This is a genomic window from Paenibacillus sp. FSL R7-0345 (genome assembly GCF_038595055.1).
Taxonomy (GTDB): domain Bacteria; phylum Bacillota; class Bacilli; order Paenibacillales; family Paenibacillaceae; genus Paenibacillus_AQ.
Genome location: NZ_CP152002.1, coordinates 4,936,172 through 4,960,950 on the forward strand (window position 1 = coordinate 4,936,172; position 24,779 = coordinate 4,960,950).

At 54.6% G+C, this 24,779-nt stretch carries 15 protein-coding genes; 7 read left to right on the plus strand and 8 right to left on the minus strand.

The genetic code is table 11. The features are described from left to right. Positions 1–40: 40 nt before the first annotated feature. On the plus strand, positions 41–1,534 hold the full coding sequence (locus NST84_RS21435) for a DHA2 family efflux MFS transporter permease subunit (RefSeq protein WP_342562173.1): 1,494 nt from the start codon (positions 41–43) through the stop codon (positions 1,532–1,534). Positions 1,535–1,689: 155 nt separating this feature from the next. On the opposite strand, the gene NST84_RS21440 is transcribed toward NST84_RS21435, so the two are convergent. Then, a complete protein-coding gene (locus tag NST84_RS21440; RefSeq protein ID WP_342562174.1) occupies positions 1,690–2,451 on the minus strand; it encodes a YheC/YheD family protein in 762 nt (253 codons plus the stop codon). A 211-nt stretch (positions 2,452–2,662) separates the two neighbouring features. On the opposite strand from NST84_RS21440, the gene NST84_RS21445 reads away from it, so the two are divergent. Beyond that, positions 2,663–3,478, plus strand: coding sequence for a DUF6492 family protein (locus tag NST84_RS21445; RefSeq protein WP_342562175.1), 816 nt, complete (start codon positions 2,663–2,665; stop codon positions 3,476–3,478). Positions 3,479–3,490: 12 nt separating this feature from the next. Further along, positions 3,491–4,810: a sugar phosphate nucleotidyltransferase gene (locus NST84_RS21450; RefSeq protein WP_342562176.1), complete on the plus strand. Its 1,320-nt coding sequence runs from the start codon at positions 3,491–3,493 to the stop codon at positions 4,808–4,810. 34 nt (positions 4,811–4,844) lie between these two features. Here NST84_RS21450 and NST84_RS21455 read toward each other — a convergent pair whose 3' ends face one another. Further along, positions 4,845–6,836 (minus strand): Na+/H+ antiporter, encoded by a 1,992-nt coding sequence (locus NST84_RS21455; RefSeq protein WP_342562177.1) that lies wholly within the window; start codon positions 6,834–6,836, stop codon positions 4,845–4,847. A gap of 287 nt (positions 6,837–7,123) precedes the next feature. Next, the gene (locus NST84_RS21460; RefSeq protein WP_342562178.1) at positions 7,124–7,294 is read right to left on the minus strand and encodes a hypothetical protein; all 171 of its coding nucleotides are present in this window, start codon (positions 7,292–7,294) and stop codon (positions 7,124–7,126) included. 151 nt (positions 7,295–7,445) lie between these two features. Here NST84_RS21460 and NST84_RS21465 point away from each other — a divergent pair, with 151 nt between their 5' ends. The 3 genes from NST84_RS21465 to NST84_RS21475 all read left to right on the plus strand — a co-directional run bounded on the left by NST84_RS21465 (position 7,446) and on the right by NST84_RS21475 (position 10,028). Then, positions 7,446–8,396 carry a YafY family protein gene (locus NST84_RS21465; RefSeq protein ID WP_342562179.1) on the plus strand — a complete coding sequence of 317 codons (951 nt, stop codon included), beginning with the start codon at positions 7,446–7,448 and terminating at the stop codon, positions 8,394–8,396. 85 nt (positions 8,397–8,481) lie between these two features. Further along, positions 8,482–8,850 (plus strand): VOC family protein, encoded by a 369-nt coding sequence (locus NST84_RS21470; RefSeq protein WP_342562180.1) that lies wholly within the window; start codon positions 8,482–8,484, stop codon positions 8,848–8,850. Between the two features lie 317 nt (positions 8,851–9,167). Continuing rightward, positions 9,168–10,028, plus strand: a complete 861-nt coding sequence (locus NST84_RS21475; RefSeq protein WP_342562181.1) for a hypothetical protein — start codon at positions 9,168–9,170, stop codon at positions 10,026–10,028. A 110-nt stretch (positions 10,029–10,138) separates the two neighbouring features. On the opposite strand, the gene NST84_RS21480 is transcribed toward NST84_RS21475, so the two are convergent. The 4 genes from NST84_RS21480 to NST84_RS21495 are packed head-to-tail and all read right to left on the minus strand — an operon-like array spanning position 10,139 to position 16,221. Continuing rightward, the gene (locus tag NST84_RS21480; RefSeq protein WP_342562182.1) at positions 10,139–12,028 is read right to left on the minus strand and encodes a DUF2264 domain-containing protein; all 1,890 of its coding nucleotides are present in this window, start codon (positions 12,026–12,028) and stop codon (positions 10,139–10,141) included. Between the two features lie 10 nt (positions 12,029–12,038). Continuing rightward, a complete protein-coding gene (locus NST84_RS21485; RefSeq protein ID WP_342562183.1) occupies positions 12,039–13,175 on the minus strand; it encodes a glycoside hydrolase family 88 protein in 1,137 nt (378 codons plus the stop codon). A 38-nt stretch (positions 13,176–13,213) separates the two neighbouring features. Next, complete coding sequence (locus NST84_RS21490) at positions 13,214–15,028, minus strand: hypothetical protein (RefSeq protein WP_342562184.1); 1,815 nt, start codon at positions 15,026–15,028, stop codon at positions 13,214–13,216. Between the two features lie 47 nt (positions 15,029–15,075). After that, positions 15,076–16,221, minus strand: a complete 1,146-nt coding sequence (locus tag NST84_RS21495) for a DUF2264 domain-containing protein (protein WP_342562185.1) — start codon at positions 16,219–16,221, stop codon at positions 15,076–15,078. Positions 16,222–16,345: 124 nt separating this feature from the next. Between NST84_RS21495 and NST84_RS21500 the strand changes: the two genes are divergently transcribed. Further along, positions 16,346–17,206: an AraC family transcriptional regulator gene (locus NST84_RS21500; protein ID WP_342562186.1), complete on the plus strand. Its 861-nt coding sequence runs from the start codon at positions 16,346–16,348 to the stop codon at positions 17,204–17,206. A gap of 825 nt (positions 17,207–18,031) precedes the next feature. On the opposite strand, the gene NST84_RS21505 is transcribed toward NST84_RS21500, so the two are convergent. Next, positions 18,032–24,688, minus strand: coding sequence for an S-layer homology domain-containing protein (locus NST84_RS21505; RefSeq protein ID WP_342562187.1), 6,657 nt, complete (start codon positions 24,686–24,688; stop codon positions 18,032–18,034). Positions 24,689–24,779 lie beyond the last annotated feature (91 nt).

The window sequence follows — 24,779 nt, forward strand, 5'->3', positions numbered from 1 at the left end:
AAGTCCATGTGGCATGGACCCTTTGAAAGGATGGAGTGAAATGAGTATAACAACAGCAGCAGGCAATTCCATAAAAAAAGGCCCCATCTTGTTCATCATGATCCTGGGTGCCTTTCTGGCGACGCTGAACCAGACGGTAATGAGTGTTGCCGTTCCGGAGCTTATGAAAGACTTTGCCATTACAGCCGCAACGGCCCAATGGCTGACTACAGGCTATTTGCTGGTTAACGGCGTGCTGATTCCGATTACGGCCTACCTGATGCAACGCTTCACCACCCGTGAGCTGTTCCAGACGTCGATGTTTGTCTTTCTGGCGGGAACGGTTGTTTCGGCACTTGCATCAAACTTCCCTGTACTGCTGACCGGACGGATGATCCAGGCTGCCGGAGCCGGCATTATTATGCCGCTGCTTACCAACGTTATTCTGGCTCTGTTCCCCCGGGAAAAGCGCGGGGCGGCCATGGGGATGGTCGGGCTGGCGATAATTTTTGCACCGGCGATCGGACCGACACTGGCCGGATATATTCTGGAGCATTACAGCTGGGAGACTATGTTCTACGGTATGATTCCTTTGACGCTCATTGTCATCGTCTGCGGATTCATCTATCTGCGAAACGTATCCGAGCGCACTTATCCTAAAATCGACCTGCTCAGCGTGGTCCTGTCCACCGTCGGGTTCGGCATGCTGCTATATGGCTTCAGCCAGGCGGCCGGCAGCGGATGGGCTAGTAGCGAAGTTCTGCTGACACTGGGTACAGGAATTGTTGCGCTGGTCCTGTTTGTATGGCGGCAGCTGGCTTCCGGCAATCCGCTGCTTGACCTGCGCGCCTTCAAATACAACATGTTCAGCCTGACTACGCTTATCAGCGTGGCCGTTACCATTGTAATGTATGCCGATATGATGCTCCTGCCGCTGTACCTGCAGAATGCCCGCGGCTACACGGCGCTGGAGTCGGGCCTGCTGCTGCTGCCGGGTGCACTGATCATGGGGCTGCTGATGCCGGTTACCGGCAAGCTGTTCGACCGGTTCGGCGCGAAATGGCTGGCGGTTACTGGCCTGCTGATCATGATCGTCACTACCCTCGGCTTCGTGAATCTGACGGATTCAACCAGCTTCACTTATCTCGTGCTGATGTCCACCGGCCGGCGGATCGGGATGGCACTGCTTCTGATGCCAATTCAGACCTTGGGTCTGAATCAGCTGCCGTCGAAGCTGAATGCCCACGGTACAGCCATCTCCAATACCACCAGACAGGTAGCCGGTGCAGTCGGAACCTCCCTGCTGGTCACCGTAATGACCAGCCGCACGACCGTACACATGAAGGAAATGCTGGCTGCAGGCGGCGCCCAGAGCGGAACGCAGGAGCATATGGTTATGGAAGCTTCCATCCAGGGTATCAACGATGCCTACCTTGTAATCGTCGGCATCGGCGTTCTCGGCCTGCTGCTCTCCTTCTTTATCAAGAAGGTCGGACCGAACGCAGACAAAGAAGCCGTTCAGCCGCTCAAGCAGGCGGTTGCAGATAACGCCTGAGGAGCAGAGCCAAGGGCAGGACTCGCCTAATCAACAGTATTTTCAGACCGTTGATTAGCCCCTTCCCGGGAAGGGTTAATGTCAAGCCAAAAAGACGGCAATTTATTCAGCATGACTGAATAAATTGCCGTCTTTTTTGGGCTGTGCATGCTTATCTATTGTTTCTTTTTCAGCTGAAGCCGGCGGTACCGCATTACTTTTTTATACATGGATTTGTCCTTCAGCTGGTTAAAAATATACGGGTCCGGATTCATGTTCACTTCAATAATCCACGGGGTCAGCGAACGGTCCAATCCGATATCAACACCGATCTTCTGAATCTTCGGATATGTTTTCCGCATGTGCGAGGCCATGCGCACACCAAGTACATTCAGCTCCTCTGTCAGCTGCGCCAGGCGGTGCGGGGACAAATGGCTGTGGAGCAGCGTTTCAATAGCCATCGGCTTTCCGCCGCTATGGTAGTTCGTCACGATTTTACGGGGATGTCCCAGCCGGCCGATAATGCCGGTAGCCTCCCAGGCGCCCTTGGGACTTACCTGCACCATCACCCGGATATCGAACCGGCGGCTGTTATGCTTCAGCAGGTGAATGCCTTTCTGAATAAGATAACTTCTGCTGCCCGTCTTCTTTGCCAGGCTTTTATGGAAAGCTTCAAACGTATCGAAGTGGCGGACTATTTCCTCATACTGGTACTTAAAACCCTGCTGTTCTCCACGTTCAGCACGGATTACCCCGTTCCCGTAAGTTCCTCTCTCCGGCTTGATATAGATCATCCCATAGCTGTAAATCATCTGCTCCAGATTGCTTTTGCTGAATCTCCGGGTGTCCGGAATATAGCGTTTAATGGAACCGCTCTGCAGCAGCAGCTTCGTCTTTAGCCATTTACTCTGCGGAAGGTTATCCTTGACTGCTTTCACATCTGCACTCTCCTGACCGGGAAAGATATCAGTCCTCCCCTGAATTACCTCTCAGTGCATCCTATGCCGCCGCAGCATCAGCTGAATAACCATCTGTCCCGTGAGCTTAAAAATAACTTTACAGCCTGTTTGACCCGGTCATACCGTGTCCGGAGAGCATATTCTGGTGCAGATGCAAAGCTGTCAATTTTCGAACGGGAGATGAAATGAAATGTCAGCATTTTCAGCAGACAGAGCCGATAACGGTCCCGCAATAGACGTCCTGATTCCGGCCATTGAAAAGGATCTGGGAACCCTTCCCTTTGTCATCGACGGCCTCCGCCGCCATGTGCGCCATCCGATCAGCCACATCTACATTGTCTCACCGGCCAGCAGCAGAATCAGAGAGCTCTGCGCACGCAAAAACTGTATCTTCGTCGATGAAACCACCGTTCTGCCGTTCACCAAACAAGACATCCATTATTCCTCCTCCCGCTGGAACCGGTCCGGCTGGCTGTATCAACAGCTGCTGAAAATGAACGGTGACCGTATCTGCCGGGAACCTTTTTTTCTCGTTGTTGATGCCGACACGGTACTGATTCGTCCTCACCGTTTCCGCTCTGGAGGAAAGACCGTTTTTTATTGCCGGAACTGGAGCCAGCCGGAATATTTCCGTACCTACCGGAAGCTGCTCGGGAGCGCCGCCCCTTCCCCCAAATCCTTTGTGACCCATTACATGCTGTTTGAAAAACAGAAGCTGGCCGCTTTGAAAAAAAATATTGAAGCACGGCACGGACTGCCCTGGCATGCGGCCATTATCCGCAGTATCAACAAGAAAAAACAGTTTGGCTTCTCTGAATTCGAAACCTATGCCAACTATGTATACAGCAAAAACCGCAGCGCTGTGCTGCTAAGAAATGCAAACAATAAATCACTTCATAGTCCGGCAGGCAGCCTCGTGGAAAAACAAATCCGCAAGCTGGCCCGTACCTACCGTTCTTTGTCTTTTCATCAACGCAAAGGATATTCCATTCCCGGCAAGCATTAAGGAGGCTTACCCATGCAGCATACCATTCTGCTCTGCGGCGGTTCCGGTCAGCGGCTGTGGCCATTATCCGGAGCTATCCGCTCCAAAATGTTCCTCAATCTCCTTCCGGCACCGGGCGGGGGTACGGAATCCATGATCGGCCGGGTATGCCGCCAGCTGGACCAGGCAGGGCTGGGGGATTCCGCCTTGTTCGTGACGCATAAGGATCAGCAGGCCCTTGTCCGGCGCTACACCGGAGGCGGCTATCCGGTCATCGGAGAGCCGCATAAACGCGGAACCTTTACAGCCGCAGCCCTGGGAGTGCTTCATTTGTATGCCGGGGGAACAGCAAAGCCGGAGGACACGATCTGCGTGGCTCCGGCTGATATGTTTGCGGATGATGATTTTTTCAGGTTGTTCCATCAGTTCACTGATGTGCTGGCTGCTTCAGGGGCCGAGCTTGCCTTACTTGGGACAAGGCCCGCCCGCCCTTCCGACCAGTATGGCTATATTGTTCCCGGGCCGGATATTGCCGGTGCTTACGCTCCAGTGATTGCTTTCGAAGAAAAGCCGACCCGACCCCGGGCAGAAGAGCTGCTGCGGGCAGCAGCGCTCTGGAACTGCGGGGTGTTTGCATTCCGGCTTAGCTTCATGCTGTCCCAGCTGCAGCAGATGGGTCTGCCTGCTGAACTGAAAGCTTTTGCAGACTGCTATCCGGGCCTGCCAGTGCTCAGCTTTGATAAGGAGGTTGCTGAACGCACCAGCAGCGCTGTTGTCCTCCGGCATGAGGGGGAGTGGCGTGATCTCGGAAGCTGGGCGGCTCTGAGCGCAGAGCTGCAGCAGCCGGTAACCGGCGCCGGCGGAATCTGGGGCGAATCAGCAGATACTGCGATCGTTAACGAATTAAACATTCCGCTGCATGTGATCGGCGTGCCCGGCATTGTCGCTGTAGCAAGCCACGACGGTATTCTGGTTGCCGGTAAACATGAGGCGAATGCGATTAAAGAAATTATGCAGCTGAACGCGGCCGTTCCCGGATACGGAGAAAGCAGCTGGGGGAGCTACACCGTATTGGACCGGACAGCCGGCGGCCCGCAGCAGATACTGACCATTAAATTGTCCATCCTGCCGGATTGTGAGCTGCCTGAGACGACCTGCCATTACCGCAAGCATTGGCACATTGTATCGGGGTATGGAGAAATTCTGCGGAACGGACACTATGCTGCGGCGCATCCAGGCGATTTTTTCACCATCAACCCGGGGGAGCAGCATGGGATTAAAGCCCACACCGCTATGGAGCTGATCGAGCTTCGGATGCCCGGTGAGGCGGATGAAAAACCCATATACAACTAGCCTGCCTTGTAACCTGCCTGGCTCTGCTGTACCGTCAGACTGTCTCTTCGCGCAGATCATGCTCCATGAACAGAATGTCCCGCTTCATTTCCTTCATACCGTGGCGGGATATTCTGCCGCTCTCGAACATCGCCTGCAGGCTGTCGCGCTCCAGCTGAATGCCGATCCGCGCAAGCTCCTGTATGGATTCGTCATACTCCTCACGGCTGCCGGAATAAGCCTCACCCCGCGTCAGCCGCAGCAGCATTCGTTCATACTGCAGAATAAAGGAGCTGATCGTCTCGATATCCGGCCCGGCCTCGGCGGCCGGCCCTTTAAGCTGCTCAAGTACATAGGTAACATTCCGGATTCTCAGCCTGCTGAGCTCAGCGCGTCTTTCACGCCTGCTGAGCCGCGCCTGCTGCAGAATACCGACCATTTCATCCCAATGCCTGACCGGGAACAACTCCCTTTTATACAGGGGATCGCGCGTATGCATGAACAAAATCCGGTTGATACGGTTGAGGTATCTATAGCCCGTATAAGGGTCTACCTCCTTGCGCTCAAGCACCTGCAGCGTATTCTCCCGTTCCCAATTCAGCACCGACAGGCCCAGGGAGCGCTCCAGCTCATCTTTCCTGTCACTCTTACGGAGCATGCGGATTCTTGAGGTATACGTATTAATAATTTGGACTGAGGCCAGCCTGTTCTGCTCGGTGGACAGATCGTTTAATCCGGCGACCACATTGCGCAAAATCTCGATTTTGGCCTGAGTCTCCTCCTCATCCTGTACCGATACTGTCTCCGCTCCGAGCAGCAGCGGCAGCAGATAATTGGAGGCCAGCAGGGTCCACAAAATGACGCCGGAGGCCAGGAAGATAATCAGATCCCGGGATGGAAAGACGGTACCGTCGTCCAGGAAAAAGGGCAGCGACAATGTACTCGCAAGCGTAATGGTGCCGCGAACGCCGGACAGCGAAAGGATCAGCGCGGTTCTGAATCTGCTTTTGCGCGGGCCGGGGTGTGTTTCGCCTTCTCCCGGCACCTTCATCAGCAGCACCCAGATCAGCCGCAGGCCAAGGACAGCTAAGGTAAGCAGCAGCGTGTACAGGATTACCCGCATATTGCCGATCTCCGGGCTGTTCCAGATCGTCCGGATGATCTCCGGCAGCTGAGTGCCGAGCAGCAGGAACACCAGGCCGTTCAGCACAAAGATGATTACCGACCAGGTGCTTTTGGAGACGATCCGCAGCTTGGCGACTTCGGGATTCATCTTTTTATAATTGAAGGAATGGGCAATCCCGGCCGCTACTACAGCCAGAATGCCGTTGACCCCCAGCTCCTCTGCCGCCATAAAGATCAGAAAAGGAGTCAGAATCTCAATCAGCATGTGCAGGGTAACGTTCTCCATCCCCAGCCTGCGCAGCCATTTGACAACACCGTATTTGATCAGTGTGAGCAGCAGGCCAAGCACGATTCCGCCGAGCGAAATGCCCAGAAAGCTAAGTCCGGCAGATTTGAAAGAGAATATTCCGGTAACCATCGCGGCCGCCGCAAATTGAAAGGAAACTAAACCGGAAGCATCATTGATCAGGGATTCTCCCTCCAGAAGCTGCATCGTACGGTGGGGGATCTTCACTTTCTGCTCCAGCGCGCCTACCGCAATCGCATCAGTCGGGGCCAAGGCCGCAGCCAGGGCAAAAGATGCCGCCAAAGGAATGACCGGCAGCAGCCAGTTTACGAAATAACCGACGATGCCAACCGTTACAAAGACAAGTCCAAGCGCCAGCAGAAGGATCGGCTTCCGCAAGCTCCAGAGCGCCTCCTTATCGGCATGCCGGCCGTCATTGAACAGCAGAGGAGCGATAAACAGCAGCAGGAACAGCTCCGGATTCAGCGTTAATTCGAAATGCAGGGGCAGCAGCGTAATCGCCACCCCCAGCGCAATCTGGATAATCGGTACGGAAACCGACGGAATAAAGCGGTTGACCAGATTAGACACGGCCAGCGCCGCCAGCATCAGCAGTATGTATTCAAACAATTCCAAAAGCTTTCTACCTCCGTCTCTCTATTTAGGCTTAGTGTAAACAAACAATGCAAACAGAATGTAAACAGCCGTTTATTCTTTTATCGGCATTTCTTCCGTCAGACTAAGTGGATTTTCACCGATGGAGAGCTATATTAGCAGAAATAAGCTGCGTTTTTCCACCTAAAACAAATAATAACTCCTCTCCAGCATCTGTCGTCAGACAAATAATGAGGAGGAGTCAATATGCGGTACTGCAACTGGTCTTTTCTGCAAAATTGCGGTAGGCTGATGAAACCTAAGTATTGCTACAACGGCTTCGTTGGCGGAACCTCCGGCGGGACCGGGGCCGGAATCTCCGGCTGCTCGCGGGGAACGACCTCTGGCGGAATATCAGCCGGCTTCGGCTCCGGTATCCGCCCGGGATCGACTTCGGGAACAACCTTTGGGGGAAGCTCAGGCGGCAGATTCTTGTTCATCGCTTCACACCTCCTTCATTCCTGATACCCGTTAATACCCGGCAGGGCTTTTTTCAAACGTTATCCGGCAAAAGCAGCACGGCAATTAAGCTAAAGCTGATCGTAACTAAACTGGTGTAGTTGATTTCTAAGCAAGGGAGTGCAGTTTCAATTGAATAAAACAGAGCGTCTTCTGGCGATTGTGATGGAATTACAGCGAAGCAGAGTGCGGACAGCGGATGAATTATCAGAGGTTTTAGGGGTCAGTGCCAGAACGATATACCGGGATATGCAGGCCTTAAGCGAGGCAGGTGTGCCCATCATTGGTGAGACAGGAACAGGATATTCTTTAATGGAGGGTTATTTTCTGCCACCCGTCAGTTTTACAGTAGAAGAGGCAGTCTCCCTTCTTCTTGGCGCTGAATTCATTGAAAAACGTTTTGATCCTGCTTTTCGCCTAAGCGCCCGCTCTTCCCGCAGAAAAATAGAAGCCATTCTTTCAGGGCCTATCCGTGAGGAGACCAACCGGATCCAAGGGGGCATCCGTCTGCTCCAAAAAGATGAAATGGACCTCATGATCCGTGAGAAAGTAAACCTGGGGATCATTCGTGAGGCTATGCTGGATGGCAAAAAGCTTCGTTTCGCCTATCACAAGCGGATTGCTGAAGCTGATGGAAGCAGAGTAACTGAGCGAACGGTAGCGCCATACGGATTGGCACATGATGAGCAAAACGGCTGGCTGTTACTTGCTTCCTGTGACCTGCGGGAGGATATCCGCCATTTTCGGGTTTCCCGGATTAGCGGCCCTGCCGTGACTGATGAGCCCTTTCAGCTTCCCGATAACTTCAATCTTCAGTCCTATCGGCCGAAGGATACCCGCAGCATACGGGTCTGCGCCATTTTCAATCCGGAAATGGCTGATAAAGTGGATGAAGCTAACAACTATTATATGGAGACTGCGGAAGCCAGGGAGGATGGTTACCATGTTACTTTTCGTGTCCGTCAACCGGAAGAGCTGCTGAGCTGGATTCTTGGGTGGGGGGCAGATGTGGCAGTCACTGAGCCTGAATCATTTAAAAACCGGATAAAAGAAGAAATCAAAAAAATGAAAGAACGCTACTGACATACTGTTGGCAACAGGGGGTTTGTATAATCAAGACATACCAAATGAAAGTGAATTAACAACCCCACATACAAAGGAGAACATTATGACAGTAATTGGACCCGACTTCATTTCACTTCAAGTGAGCAATCTTGAAAGCTCTGCAGAATTTTATCAAAACTCTCTCGGACTGGTCCGGTCACAGGCTGGACCCCCTCATGCCGTGGTCTTTGAAACAAAGCCGATCGCCTTTGCCCTGCGTGACCTCTTACCAGGAATAGAACTTGGTTCAGGGAGCCAGCCTGGACTAGGTGTCGCTTTGTGGCTGCATGCTCCTGATTCACAGGAAATCCATGACAAGCTTCTTGCAGCAGGCGTAAAAATCACATCCGCACCCATCGATGGACCCTTCGGCCGAACCTTTACATTTGCCGACCCGGACGGTTATCTGATCACCCTTCACAGTAAAGCCTGATGCGCAAATTTATCAGGCTGGCTGATTGTATTCAGCCTGGCCAGATGGTAAGCTGAAACCCAGAGATGCATACAAAGGAGCCTTCGCCGATCATGTGGATTACTCTGTAACGATTAACTATGCGCAAGCTTGCCCGGAAATAGTGTCTACGCTGTTCTATTCGGCTTGCCCGCATCTAATCTTACAGGATATGCTCGGGAAGGTATGCCTTTAACCCTTCTGCGGATACCTGACGGTATCCGCTTTATTGTTGCGGAAAATAGCATCTCAGGCATTCACCCGCCAGTGTATCCTCTAATCCGAATGGAGGAACAGATATGACACCTGCACCAAAGCTTATTCTGATTGAAGGCCTGCCCGGCTCCGGCAAAACAACAACCGCAACGCTGGTGCAAGAGCTGCTGGCTGAAAAAAATATCAGTGCCCGGCTGTTTCTGGAAGGAAATCTTGAGCACCCTGCGGATTATGACGGGGTATCCTGTTTCGGGGAACATGAGTTTGCAGAGCTGCTGGTCACCTTTTATAAGTACCGGGATTTCCTGAATGATCACATCATCCGTAAGGATGGCCGCTGCTTTTTGGAATACCGCAAGCTCCAGCAGAAGGTTGGGCCGGAGTTCCCGGACGAGCTGCTGAATGCTATTTTCCAAAAAGATATTTATGAGCTGCCCCTGGAAGATAACAGAAAGCTCATCACCGACAAGTGGAGGGAATTCACTGCGGAGGCTGCAGATGGACAGGACACCTACCTTTTTGACTGCTGCTTCATCCAGAATCCCGTCACGGTTGGCATGGTTAAATATGGCGCTGACAAGGAGACTGTAACTAGCTACGTAACAGAACTCGCTGCCATTACAGAGCCGCTTCGTCCGCTGCTGATCTATGTTGAGCAGAAAGATCTTGACTATTCTTTCGAAAAAGCTGTCCGCGAACGCCCGCTTGAATGGTCACAGGGATTCATCGAGTATTACACGAACCAGGGATATGGGGCGCGGCGGCAGTATTCGGGCTTGGAAGGAACCCTGCAGGTGCTGAAGGCACGCAAAGAACTGGAAGAGGAAATCTACAGCGGCCTGACCTTAGCCAAGCATAAGGTGGATAATTCCGCTTTTGACAATGAAGGTTACAAGCAGGTGATTGCCGGGATTCTGAAAGAGTATTTTAAAAAGGCAGACTAAACATTGAAAATGAATAAGTTGCACAAGGCCCCTTACGTCAGAGAAACGACATAAGGGGCCTTGTTTTGCGAAGAAGGGACTAATGGTAAACCTGGAATAAGGTTTCCGTCCTAATCCATTGAAATAACAACCTCATTGCCGCCGGACGTGAGCACTTTAACAGACTGCTGATCAATGGTTACATGAAGCAGAGTCTCCGGCTGCTGCTCCAGAATTTTTTCCGACCGGCTATTCCAATTGTCTTTAGTGATATTTCCGGCCGGCTCACCGTAAACCGCAGACACCAGCCAGTGCACCCCCGGCTCAAGCGATGCCGTCAGGGTAGGCAACACCGTCCGCGGCCGAAGCAGGTTTGTGTTGGCATTCGGCATGATCAGCTCCGCCTTACCATATCCGAGCAGCCTCTTGATTGCGGCAGCTCCCCAGGCTGTGCATGCAGCTGCGCCTGTCGGGCTGAAAAACTGCCCGCGCTCTGCTTCCTGGCCGAGGGCAAACCCGCCCTCCGCGATATCCAATGCCCGTCCGGTTTCAAGCCGGTGCACCCGGATGTGCCATGGGAGCCCGGCGATAATCCATGTGCTAACCTCAACATCGGACCATGGAATCCATACGGAATGAAGCACATTGTCCGTGATCTCCGATTTCAGGTTCCGCCTTCTCACCCGGTACAGGTTATCTCCGCCCTCGCTCAGGGCAAGCATCGAATCAAAAGCTCCCTGAGACAGCCCCCATTCCGCACGGGGCACACTGAAGCCGAAGCCGGTCGAGTACACGAATTTCTCGTACTTGGCCGAGGTATGGGTATGCTCATTGGTGTACAAATGACCGCTGTTGAAGGCGGCCACATGCCCGGCTTCACGCACCATAACGAGATGCGCCGGCTGCTGGACGGACACCGCCGGCTGCTCCGGCAGCGGCAGCTCGTCCGCCTTCCAGAACGGGTGCTCCTCGCTGAAAGCCAGCGGCAGGAAGGTCTTCAGCGCCCAATACGGCGATCCGGGTGCATTGTAATTCTCAGCCATTACCAGGTTAGGATAGGTGTAGCCGATCGTCAGCACGCCGTCCCGGTCAAAAATTTCCTGGCTGAACCACCAGCGCAGATTGCGCAGCACCAGCCCCTTAACCACCCCTGCCGGGTAGCCTCCCTCTACATCTGCATAAGCATATGCGCTCCAGAAGGCCGATTGGGCAAAACGGTATGCCAGACTGCGGCCGTATGGCAGCGCGGAACCGTCAGGAGCGAACCAGCTGATAAATTCCGGTGCGAACAGTCTTGCCCTTTCCTTGAACAGCGCTGAACGCTCCGGGTCCTCCAGCTCCATCAGCTTCGCATACAGCAGCCCGTAATAATGGATGGCGAACGGCACGTAGTAATCGCTGTGCCCGTTGACCCCGTCGCTGTACCAGCCTTCGCCCAGATAGAACGCGTCCATCCGCTGCAGGTTCGTCTCCAGCTGCCCTGCGTCATAGGCAAGCCCCAGCTTTTTGAAGCCGGCGTTGACCAGCACATTAAAAAACAGCCAATTGCAGTCATAGCAGGGATGGGCGTTGATCTGATTGAGCCAGCTGTACAGCCGGCTTTGCTCCCCGGGAGCAAGCGGGGTCCAGATCTTCTCCGGTACCGCTGCCAGAGCGAAGCCGAAGACAGCCATCTCTACCAGCCGCTGGTCGTAATCAGCCACATCGCCCCAGTATTCGTCATGTGCAGGATCGGTGCCATGCCGGATGCCATCCAGCACGCTATCCAGAAGCGGGCTGCTTCCGCCGCCCATCAGGAGCGGCACCATCCCCCACAGCACGCGTGAAAAGCCTTCCATCTCCGCTACGGCTGACGGATAGCTGGCCCCTGTCTTTCCGGCTCTGAGCCGGGCACCGCCCGGACTGTACAGCGGTCCGAGAGGAGCGGTAAGCTGCTCAAGGGCCAGCGCCAGATCCTGGCGGGTTACAAGCGGATTATCCTGAATTGCAGCCGAAGTCAAAGCTCTCTGTTCACTTGTCATACTTATTCTCCTATTCCCAGTAGAATGGTCCGGCTTCCTTCACCCGGGCCAGCGCCTCAACGTAAAAGAAGTCACCATAAATGAGCGGGACATCGATGTTCCCGTTCTCCGGGTAGTTGCCTGTGCCGTGCAGCAGTAATCCCTGCTCCTCCGGATTGTCCCAGGTGCCGAAGTTGCTGTAAAGCGACTCCAGTATTTTCAGGGCAGCATTCCGGTACACATGTGATTCTGCAGCCGTTACCTGACCGGCCAGCAGCAGCATCCCGCTCGCTGCACACGAACCGGCAGAGGTATCGCGGAGGTCTCCGGCTACACCTGAAGCCCGGAAGTCCCAGTGCGGAACATGATCCTCCGGCAGCCGGGTGATGAAGAAATTCGCCACCTGCTGGGCTGCGTTCAGATAACGCTCAAAGCCGGTATGATGATAAGCCAGCGCCAGGCCGTAGATTGCCCAGGCAGTGCCGCGCGACCAGGCCGATTCCGGTGCATAGCCCTGGCCGCCGCGTTTTTCCGCAACCTCACCGGTATGCGGATTGAAGTCAACAATATGATAGACCGAGCCGTCCGGCCGGATAAAATGCTCAAGTACAGTATCCATATGCGCTTCCGCGATATGTCTGTAGCGCGGATCACCGGTCGTCTCGGACGCCCAGAACAGCAGGCTCATGTTCATGCAGCAATCGATGATGGCAACACCGCTGTTGTCTTCGCCTTCACGCCACGGATTCCAGGCCCGGATATAGCGGCCTTTCAGATTGAAGCGCGCCGCCAGATAATTGGCCGCTTTCAAAGCCCGGGTGCGCGAGGCTTCCGACCCGGTCAGCTTGAAGTTAGCTACACTGGTCAATATCCACATGAAGCCCAGATCATGATCCAGCCTCTGGTAGCCGTCAAGCACCTCATCCAGCTTCTGCTCACATTCCACGGCAACCGCCTTGAGGCTCTCGTCTCCGCCCCCGGCATAGAGCTGCCAGAGCATGCCCGGCCAGAAGCCGGCTGTCCACCAGTGGGGTGCCGCCAGATCGTATTTTCCGCCGTGGCTGGCATGAGGAAATTCAGAGCCGATGCTCCGGCTGTTGATAACGGTCTTCTCCATTGCCTTGGTCCAGGCCTCTTCCACCCATGTATGCTGTGCTGTCATGTTCATTTTAAGTTCCCGCCTTTGCTTGAATGGTTGTGCTTCTTCTATATAAATTGAAAGGTAAAAGCATAGCTGCCTTCACTGCCCGGCCGGACAGCCTGAAAGTCCAGACTGTACCACACCTGCTCCTGCCCGAAATGATCACGGTATACATGCTCATTCATCTGCAGTTCGACCGCAGCCGGATCATAGGTTACCTTTACTCCGCCGCTTTCCTGTCCCGGCAGCAGCACTGCACCGGAGGATAACACCTCCGGCAGTCTCCATGTAATGAAGCGTTCTGTCCAGCTGTCCGGGACCCCCGCATAGCTGTAATTGTCGATTAGCTCCAGATGCGGCAGCTCTTCCTTGTGCCAGACCAGGGTGCGGATGAGGGACTTCAGACCTTCTGCCTCATACGCGGCAGTCAGGTCCAGCGTCAGCTCATCCGCAGCCTCGCCCGTTGCCGCGTGCAGTACAGCTGCACTGAACGCCCGGCCGGCCTGCTGATACCGGCCGTTAATGACCGGCACCGAATGACCCTGGGAGCCGTTGCAGTCATACCCGTAACGGCCGTCGCCGAAGTAGCCGGCCGTATATTCCCCGCTGCCCAGATCGGCAGCGTACACCTCACCGCGGCCGGTCAGAATGAACTGGCCCAGGTCGTTATGGTTGTGCGGCTCGTTGTTATGGCCGCCTTTGGCCGCGAAGCCAAAGGTGCCGGCCGGAGAGACATGCCGCGACAGCAGCCAGGCCGCATCGGGAAGGTAGGTGCTGGCCGCCGGCCAGTCCTTATGCCCCGTGCCGGAATGCTTCCAGATCAGATTGCGCAGCGCCGGAGCGAACCGGCTGCAATGATCTTCGGTATACGGAGCCCGCAGCTCCGCCGGAGGGTATTCAACAGCTCCGGGATATACGCCGGCGAGGTAATGGGACAACCCTATATGCACACGCACCCGGGGCAGTGAATCGGAAAAATTGGCGGTAAGGCTGCCGTCAATGAAGCACTGCTGCTGGAAACGGGCGATCCGCTGCACCTTGGGTACCTTGAACCAGTCAAGGCTTCCTGCGCTGCGGGAGCGGAGCAGATCACTGTAGTAAGTGAAATAGCCGAACCCGTAATTCCAGTAGCCCAGCCCTTCCAGACAGGCGCCGTCGTCCCCGAAGCCTTCCAGATAACATTGCATGCTGCTTTCTGTCTTCTGCAGAACATCCGCAAGAACCTGCGGATCTTCCACAGAGAGCAGTGCGGCTGCACCGATGGAGCCGGCGCAGACCGCTGCCCAGTTGTGCCGGGCAGTCTCCCAGTTATAAGGTCCCTGCTCCAGAAAAGGCCGGAACAGCCGCTCTTCCGTTTCTTGCCTGATCCGCAGCCGGAGCTCCAGCGGAAGCCGTTCTCCAAGCAGCAGTGAAATTTCACTCAGCGTAAAGCCTGTCTCAGCCGAGAAGAGGTCGATAAAGCGGTTAATTTCCGCGGCTTCATGCCCGCCGGGAACGTGGGCCGGCAGGCACCAGGTGTATTCGCTGCATACCGCCAGGAGCATTTCTTCCGCATACTGCAGATGCTGTGCATTGTCCGGCTCCAGGAGTGCCAGGAATACAAAGGTGTTAAGCCTTCTTCTCCGTTCAAAATACACCCGCTCATATTCAAGGCGTGAGCCGGTACGTGCAAAGACCGAGAACAGCTCCGGGGTCAGCTCCGGAACCGGCTGGTCTGCCAGCCTCTCTCCTTCCGCCCGGATTTCGGCTATGTCCTGCTGCATATGCCCGGCCGATGCCGCCGATCTCCAGAAGGCTTCCGGATTGCCATCCGGAACATACAGACTTGTACTAACAGGCCGCAGTTCCTGTACCCTTTTCAAAAAAGATTGCTCCGCCATCTTCTATATCCTCCTATCGCAACCGTCACTCTGTACGCCGGGCAATCTTATTTGCCGATGGCCTGATCTCTCATCACATTCTCACCGGCGGCAATCCGCGCCGAGGTCCATTTCATATCTTCCTCCGCCCAGAAGGGGTCGGAGGGCAGCAGGCCGAGCGGTAGAAATACAGAAGCGCACAGGTAGAGGCTGCCTGTATTAATGTAGCTTTCCGCAAGATCCGGCTGATAGCCGTACACGCCCGGCCGCAGCCAGCCTTGTTCGTCCAAATTTCCCGGGAAATCCATCGTCCGTCTGATAACAGCCGTCAGCGCGCAGCGTACCTGCTGCGGCGGCAGCGCATCCTCCAGGAAATGCTGCAGCGCCGCCTGCGACAGCAGCTGAAAAGCGCCAAAGCGGTACACAATCGACCGCCCGGTGAACGGATACGTTCCATCCGGGCCAATCATCTTTTCCAGCACGGCAGCATACCTGCGGGCCCGTTCCATAATGACCGGCTTCAGCGCCGCATATTGTGCGGAGTCCTGCTCAAACACTGCAACTACATCCGCCAGCATCGGCTGAATGACAAAGCTGTTATAGTAATCCCAGTGGAAGTCCTTGCCGTCACCATAGACACCATCACCCTTGTACCAGTCCATGAACATATGGACCGCATAGCCTACACGCATCCGGTCGTATTCCGGATCGCCCAGAATGTACAGGGCCGCTTCTACCATAGCGCTGAACAGAATCCAGTTGCTGCCGCTGGGCGCGGTGCGCCGGGTCTCCTTTAACGCGGTAATTACATTCGCTTTGACCCGGCTGTCGAGCCGTCCGGCGAGCTGTTTGGGCGCCCGTACCAGCGCATGGGCCAGAAAAGCGGCATCCACCAGCGGCTGGCCTTCTGTCTTGAAGTTCATATAATCCGGGGAAGCCGGGTCGGTACCGGCATCTATCGCTTCCAGCATCAGACCGGCATAGCGGGCTCTAAGCTGCTCCTCTTCACCCTCCAGGCCCTCAAGCTCCAGCCATGGTGCCATTCCGCAGGCCAGCCGGGCAAAAGCCTCCAGGTGGGCAAACGTGCTCCGGTCTGCATGAAATTCCGTAGGAAGCTCTTCTTTTAAACGTCTGCGGCTCAAAGCATCGAGCACCGGATGTCCGATCTGAAGTAAAGTATCAAGCCAATATTTACGCTGCTCCGTAGTATTCATGTAAGCGCTCTTCCTTTCATTTGCACTATCTCTCTTTATAGTTTACTGTTGAGTTATTGCAATGTCTTTGCGATTAATGAGGTTTTATTGCGTTTATTGTGATGAATCGGAAGGGGCAGCAGGAATGAAGCATTCGGAGTACTATCAGCCGTTTCAGGGGGATATTCTGGCTGGAATCGGCAATTCGCCGGTCTCTCCAACCCGAGATTTTCATATCCATGACCACTATGAAATTTTTCTGTTTTTGGGCGGCAAGGTGAACGGGTTCGTAGAGCAGTACAGTTACCCGTTGCAGCGCGGCGATGTGCTGATTTTTAACAACCACGAAATTCATAAAATCATCAATCTGACCCAGGAGCCGTATGAACGGTTAACCATTCATTTCCGGGCCCCGCAGATCTATCCCTTCTGCACTCAGGCAACCAACCTGCTCGCCTGCTTCCAGAACCGCCAGCCCGGTGAGCATAATCTCGCGCATATGGAAGAGCCGCTGCTGAGCGAATACCTGGAGCTGTCCATGCGCCTGATTAAAACGGTAGAGCAGCCGAAATACGGCAGTGAGGTTCTTGCCCTGACTTATCTGATCCAGCTTCTCGTGCTAGTAAATGAGCTGTACACCCGCACCCGATCTGATGTTGTAACCAGTGTTATTTCACCGCATATCCAGGCAGCCATGAGCTATATTGACAGCCATCTGCAGCTGAACCTGACACTTGAGCAGATTGCCGGCGAGCTGGGTCTGGATAAATATTATCTCAGCCACATGTTCAAGCAGCAGACCGGGGGAACCCTCTACCGCTACATCCTGTTCAAAAAAATCACCCTGGCCAAGCAGCTCCTGTCCGCCGGCACCTCCGTATCCGACACCTGCTATCTGACCGGCTTCAACGATTATGCCAACTTTATCCGCACCTTTAAGAACATCACCGGCATTCCCCCGGGCAAATACGGCAAGCTGGCGGAGCGGGCTGACTGGGAAAAATAGAAAGAACAGCGCTCAGCGCGCGGTTTACTAATAAACGGTGTTTACTTACACCGGGCGTGTACTGACATCCGGCGTTGGCTTACATTCGGCGTTGACTTAAACCTGCGTTGGCTCATCCAGCGCTGACTTACGTCCAGTGTTGACTTACACCCAGCGTTGGCTTACATCCAGCGCTGACTTACATTCGGCGTTTGCTTAAACCCTGCCTTTGCTTACACCTTACGTTTGCTTGAAGCTTACGTTACTTACATCTGCCTTTGCTACGACCGGCAGTTTAACTGTATTTCGTGCAACTAAAACTGCGGAAATTCCACTCAAACACACTTTAAGTGTAGTTCGTGCAGCTAAAACCGGCCTGCAGAGCAATTCCCCATTTTTTTCGCTTTTTTAAGTGTACAAACTACAGTTAAACTGATTGTTGGAGGTAAGTTAGCTGTTTTAGTTGTACAAAGTGCAGTTAACGGCGGTCGTAACACGCCCATCAGTCTGAACAGTCAGCAACTTAGCAACTCTCCAGCTCAACAACCCAACAACTCTCTAACTCCCCAACTCACTGACTTATCAACTCTCCAACTCAATAACTCACCAACCCAGCAACTCACCAACTCAGCAACTCACCAATCCAGCTACTCAACAACCCAGCTACTCAGCAACTCAGCAACTCGGCAATCGCCAACCCAGCAACTCAGCCATGACAGTCCTTCGACAGGCTCATTCTATAGCAGATAGCCATTCCGGCACTTGGCACCGCAGCCCCATTCAATACTCTGTTCAAAAAACACGGCAGCCTGCGCTATTGCAGGCTGCCGGTTCTTTCATGCATTCCTACTGCTGCTTCAGCAGGTTGTAAATCACCTGCGCACTTTCGGCGCGGGTCATCAGTGCCTGCGGAGCAAACTGCCGGCTGCCGCGTCCCTGCAGAAGTCCTGCCTCTACAGCGATGCTTACGGCCTCCTGTGCCCAGCCGCTGATTTCCGGCTGATCACTGAACAATCCGGCAGAAGCTGCCTGTGCCTTCTCTCCCTGCAGATACTCGTAAGCCCGCACAACCATCACAGCCATTTCCTCCCGGGTAATGCTGCTGTCCGGAACGAAGGTATCTGCTGTTCGTCCCAGTACAATACCCGCCTGATTAACGGCAGCAATGCTGTCAGCATACCAGACACCAGTCTTAACATCCTGGAATGCCGGAGTGCTTCCATCCGCAGCCTCCAGGCCGAGCGCCCGGGCGAGCATCGCCGCGAACTGCGCTCTTGTCACTTGCCCCTGCGGTGCAAACTCCGTCGCGGAAATGCCTTCAATAATATGTCTGGCCGCCAGCGACTTGATTACGCTGTTAGCCCACATGCTGCTGCCCACATCGGCGAAGCTCTTGTCATATTGCAGCACCGCATATTGGCTGAAATGATTCACTGTCGCTGTCATTTTGCCGTTCTTCAGCGTGCCGCCAACATACTGGATGCTTCCATCCCCGGCGATATAATATACGCCAAGCAGATCAGGGTTCGCATCCGAGTCAACATTGAAGGTCAGACGCAGCGGCACATCAAACGCTGTTACCTTTGTAGCAGTACCGTCTGCAGCAACAGTCTCCAGGCTGAAGCTGATTACCTCCCCTGCTGCAGTCAAGCGGAGTGAGCTGTCCGCAGCCTTATTGTTGATCAGCTGCTCCGCAGCCGCCGCCGGTGTCTTCAGACCATTCAGCCTGATACGAACCTGATCGGCCTGTGCCTGCCCTGCTGCAGCCTTCTCAACAATGCTCTTCAGCGCATCAGGAGTGAATTCCACAGCAGCATTGCTCCAGGCCAGACGCAAGGTATTGCTGCCGGTCAAGCCCTGAATGCCTGCCGGAAGCACGACGGATTCTGTACCTTCAGCCAGCTGAACCGTAACGGCTCCGTCTGCAGCAGCAGGAATATCCTTCTGCTCCAGGGTCCGCACAGTCTGCACTGCTGGAGTTGGTGTTGGCGTAGCCGCCACCGGTGGTGCAGTCTGCACAGGCGCATCCGTCGGTGCAGAGGTAGGTGTCGGCGAAGGCGTCGGAGTTGGTGTCGGTTCCGTTACCGGCGGCTGCTCTTTCTCAGCAACCGTTACGGTTCTGATAACCTCAGCTGCCGCATTACCGGCCGAATCACTCACATTATAATGATAGAGATAAGTGCCGGCTTGCGTGGTATCCAGCACAGCTACCGGCTGGCCGCCCTTCGTAATGGTCGCTATAATCTGACCGGTAAGATCCCCATCCCGGTCATCCTCTGCCGTCGCACCGGCATCGGTATACGCTGCACCGTTCTCCAGCTCTACAGCTGGCTCACCAAGCAGGGTAATAACCGGTTTGACCGTATCCGGGTCTTCGGCTACAACCACTGTTCTCGTTACTTCCAGCGCCTTGTTGCCTGCGGCATCACTGACGTTGTAGTGGAAGGTGTAGACATCCGCTTTAGCCGTATCGATCTCTGTCAGCCCATATACCTCGCTGCTGACCGTGGTGACGATCCGCTCTGTCAGATCACCGTCTACCTCGTCGGTAGCTGTTGCCCCGGCATCTGTATATTCCGAGCCAAGCTTAACATTGACTGTCCGATCACCGTTAAGTGTAATAACCGGTGGTATTACATCCGGCTCCGGCAAGGTAATCGTACCGCTGGCCGAACCCGAAGCCAGGGCTTCACCTTTGCTTAGCGTTACAGTAAAACTGAAGCTTCCCGCGGTGTCCTTAGTCGCTTCCTGGAAAGCAGTAAGGGTCACGTCTCCCAGTGTCACGCCTGTTTCACTCAGGCCGTTCAGCCCGGAGATCGTCTGCTGCAGCCAGGCCTGCACAGCTTCTTCACTGTTGGCAGCTTCCTTTTTCACATGAAAAGCCGCTCCCTCAATAATGCTCTTGGCCTCGTTCACGGCCAGCTCATTGGCAACAATGGTCTTATCTCTGGCGATAGCCACATAGCTGACCAGCGCAGCCTGATTGCCTGAATATGTGTTGTTAATTGTATACTTCACCGTTCCGTTTACCGGCAGGGTGAAATCATGGTTCAGCATAACACCGTTCGGTCCCGCAACCAGTCCGGTGCGAACCGTTTCTGTAACCGGTTTGCCTTCAGCATCGTTATAGCTGACGGTAATATCCATCGTGCGGTTGGCGTTACTCCACCAGTCCCTATGGAAGGAAGTAACGGTATACTTACCGGCCTCCAGCGGGAACAGGTACACCAGCGGATTGTTTCTGGTATTGGAGCCGTAGACCCCGGTCTGCGATTTATCCGTGGTAACCACCGCACCTCCGAGCCCTTTCATCCCGTAATTTGCTCCGGTGTTGGTATGCCCCCAAACGGTATCTCCGGTTGAGAGCTGATCCGCCTGCTCATTCAGCAGACCTGCACCAACCAACTCCTTAACAACGGTATAAGGCGGAGTATCCCCTTCCGCAGCTACGCCCGGATCCACGAAATAAACCAGACCCTGTGGCACAACCTCTACATAAACAACCGTTTTGAGGTTGCCGTACGTACCGGTAACCGCCACTCTGTCATATGGCGTATCAAAGCTGACTTCAGCCGTGTTCCACTTCACGGTTACAGGCAGCTTGCTGCCGTCCGCCCGTGTCGCTTCCACCTGCTGCGGAAGAACAGGCAGATTGCCGGCATAGGTCGCGGTATCCGGCAGAACAGCCAGCTCCCGCAGATCGCCCGTGGTCAGCTGATTCTGCGCCGAGACCAGACGCGCAGTCAGCTGTGAGGCACCTTCCTGGTCCAGCCGGTAAGCTGCCGCATCAGCCAGTGCATCCTCGGCACTGTCCAGCGCAGCTGTGAACAGCTGCCAGTCTGCCTCGGCATATTCGTCCAGCTTCACCGTTTCCTTCGCTGCACTCACCGCTGCGGCAAGCGCTGCCGTATCCGGCGAGCCCTGTACTTCCCCGGAGACAACTGCTACGGCATCCACAAGCAGTGTGCCGCTGAGCACCTTAATCTGTACCGTATGCTGGCCGTATTTCAGCCCGCGCAGCGCATAGGTCTGATAAAGCTCCTTCGAGGCCATCGTTTCCGCTGACTGCACAGCAGTCTTCCCGTCCACTGTCACTTCGAGCTTCGCTGATCCGTCATTTGGCCCCAGAATATCCAGCCCGGTGCCTTCAAACGTATACGTAAGCACCGCTCCTGCCTCCTGGCTGGTGGATGTGGAACGCTGATAGATGAACATGCCGGCGCCGTTGGCATGATTCCAGTTTCCGCTGTAGGACAGCTTAGGATTCGCACCCGCAGCCAAATCGTACATTTCCAGATTGTCCAGCAGCTCGGAATAGTACGGTGCATAACCATCCACTGTCTCCACCTTCAGATTGTCGAACCGGACATGATAATATCCGCTGGCCAAGTCAACACGGCCGGACAGTTCCGGAGCCGGATCGGTATAAGCAGCCAGCTTCACCCCGTCCAGATAGGCGGTAATGGTGCTGCCGGCAACCTGGACAGCAAGGTTATGCCAGGCGTCATACGCTGTATTGAAGCCTTCGATTTTCACGCCGCCGGTCCCTGTCGCCGCATTTCCGCTGGCCACAGCCCCGCCGTTCACCAGCAGCTGCCAGCCGCCGTCGAACCAGAATTTCAGCACATATGGCGTACCGCCAATGGTGTGCGAGCTGCCGCCCCCCTGATAACGGGCACCAATTGCCGCGTAATTAGCACTTCCCTCAGTGCTGTTATGCTCAAATGAAACGTCTATGCTGGCTTTGTAGTTCGTCCAGCGGTTATCACCGATCGCAGTCACCGGATCGCCGCCGTTCCAGGTGCCGCCAAGGCCCATAATGCTGCGGTCGAGCTGCTGGCGGAGAACATAATTATCCGATCCGTCCGGCAGGTAAGCTTCAAATGCTCCGTTACGGTCATGGGTATAGCGCGGAATGGCGCCTTTTGATCCGCCGCGGGAGTCGATATAACTCTCGGTGCCTGATGCTTTTCCGTCTGCCCCGATCTTAATGACTGTCCGGTCCGAATAATCAAAATCATCGGCATACAGGAACTTGTCTCCGGTATCCGGCACCGCTCCTGTTGCATCCGTATCCAGCACTGTCCGTTCTCCTTCCACAGGCAGCGGGGTATTATATTCGGCTTTGTCCTTAGTATCCAGCGTGGTTACGGTTACCGTTGAATACGGCTTCACTTTAACGGTGTACACACCGCCGCCGTCTGCGGCCACAGCGCCGAGATACTGCATGTAATTGCTGTTGAACGCTTCTCCGGCATCAGCCGCGCGGGTCTCCCATACCTCCAGGGAAGGATTACCGGTGTAAGCCATATTGACGGCCTGCAGCTTGTAGGTTTTGGTGTACTCGCTGTCATTTACAATGACGGTCGAGAAATCGGTTTTGTCAGGGGCCGCAAGCGTAATATAGCTTGGTGTCCCGTTGCGCCCGTTGACCGGATTGGTTCCTGTCGCACCGGTGGAGCTGGCCTTGGGAACGGCTCTCCAGATGCCGGCTGTATTGTCTTCATTTTCCCAGCCCAGCTGAGCGAACCGGCTGTAGTGCTGCAAAATCACCAGCCCGGCGTCATAGTGAATCCAGCCTGACCAAGGGTCGCGTGCGCTGACCAGCTCCTTGAAGGAATATTGCCCGCCTTCATAAAAGGAGCCGATTGCCGGCTGGTAAATAAAATGGGTACGGCGTGAATTCACAAATCCTTTAATGATCGTATTGCTCATTTCCAGCGGACCGCCTACTCCGCCGATTCCCGTTCCGGGCGTTGTCGGGTCCTTCACATTATTATTGGGACGGAACGCCGAATTACTGAAAGTGGCCTGTGCCTCACTATTCCAGATTTCAATGTCATACTGCTCGGCAAGCTTTTTGAAATTGCCTGCGGCATCATCATCGGTGTTGTAATGGTATCCGGCAATCGGCACAGCATTACGCAGCGACTCATCGCTTACCATGGCACTGCCGAAGGAGCCTATGCCGACCTCATCGGAGATAACCACCTGAATCCGGTTATACAGTGCCTGCTCCTCTGCACTGGCAAAACCCTCATTATCGCTCTTTACCTTTTCCGCATACTGCTTGGTCCACTCGATATCCGGAGCGTGCTCGTTAATGTACGGGTTAACGTAGTTGGTCATGTAGCCGTACTGGCGGTAAGCCTCCAGAATCGTGTTTTTGTACCAGGTATAGATTTTGTCGTTGTTATCCGCCCAGGCCGGAGCGCTCCAGCGCAGGATGCTGACCTTCAAGTCCGGATTAACGGCCTTCGCATCGGCTGCCAGCTGAAAGCCGGGATGGCGCTTGACGTTAACCTGCTCATCCGCTGTGCGCATCGTAGCCGGATCAGGTCCGGTGGAATTGTTACGGTCGTTGCCCATTTCAATTTTGACATGGGTCATAAGCGGATGCTCTCCGCCGAACAGGATTTGCAGCATTTCCGCATACTTTTCCGGCTGCTCTGACTTGTAATCCATCAGTAGCGCACTGGTGCTGTTGGCACTTAGTACGCCGAAGCCCTTAAACGTAAGACCGTGCTCATTGTCAGCCTGAATATCGTTGCCGTTCAGCAGAACCTGCACCATGGAGGCCGCATTCTGGCGGGCATCGTCAAGGATCGACTTGATGCCGCCTTCGGCAATGGCGAACCAGCTGAGGAGCGGCTTTTCACCGGAGATATAAGCATACGTCAATGTCATAGGAACGCTGGTGTCTGCATCGGCGGGTACGGTAAACTCGCCTGAGTTGATTTTGGACGCATTGACATTGAACTGGCTCAGTGACAAGGTGTGCTTGCCGCCGCTTGTGTCCTGGTACTCGATCCGCGGCTCGATGACCCGCGAACGGCTGCCGTACCAGTCGTAGAAGCCGCTGCTCAGCGTATAGGTTCCGGCTTCAAGCGCTTCAAGCTGGTATACGATATTATCGTTAGCAGCACGTACACCGACTACCCACACAGATGGATCTGTAGCCGGATCGGTGTGTCCCCCGTCCTTGGAATTTTTGATCTTCTGCACGGAGTCGTCGAAGCCCCAGGCCGTCGTGCCGCTGACAAAGCGCTGATCCGGTGCCTGGTTGATCAGGCTGCCCCCGCTGAGGGCTTTGACCGCTTCATACAGCGGGGAAGCCGTGGGCCCGTTCCCCACCGAGTCTCCGCCCCTGCCGCTGTCCACAAAATAGGCCAGCGGATAATCCGCGGGAGGAATGACCAGAGCACTGGCGGTAACAGGGCCGCTGGCCGTTGTTCCGCTTACCGTTACCGTTTCGTAAGGTACTGCGAACGTGTCTTCCCCGATCTTCCAGCTGACATCCGTACTGCTGCCTCCGATATTAACGCTGGCTGGCAGATTGGTGCCCGCCGCATTCTTTGCCCCCATATAAGCAGCTGCATAGACGTTATCTGCCGTTGCAGCAGATGCGGTCGGCTGGCCAGGCCCCGGAAACATTCCGAGCACGAGCGTGGCCGTCATCAGGATGGAAAAAAGCTTTTTGCCGGATGCTGGCTTTCTGTTCATTCACTTGTCCTCCTTCATTCATCTAAAGTAAAGAAAGCGTATACATAAATATTTAAATAAAAACCTGGCAGCTTGCGGGTAAGGCAATTGC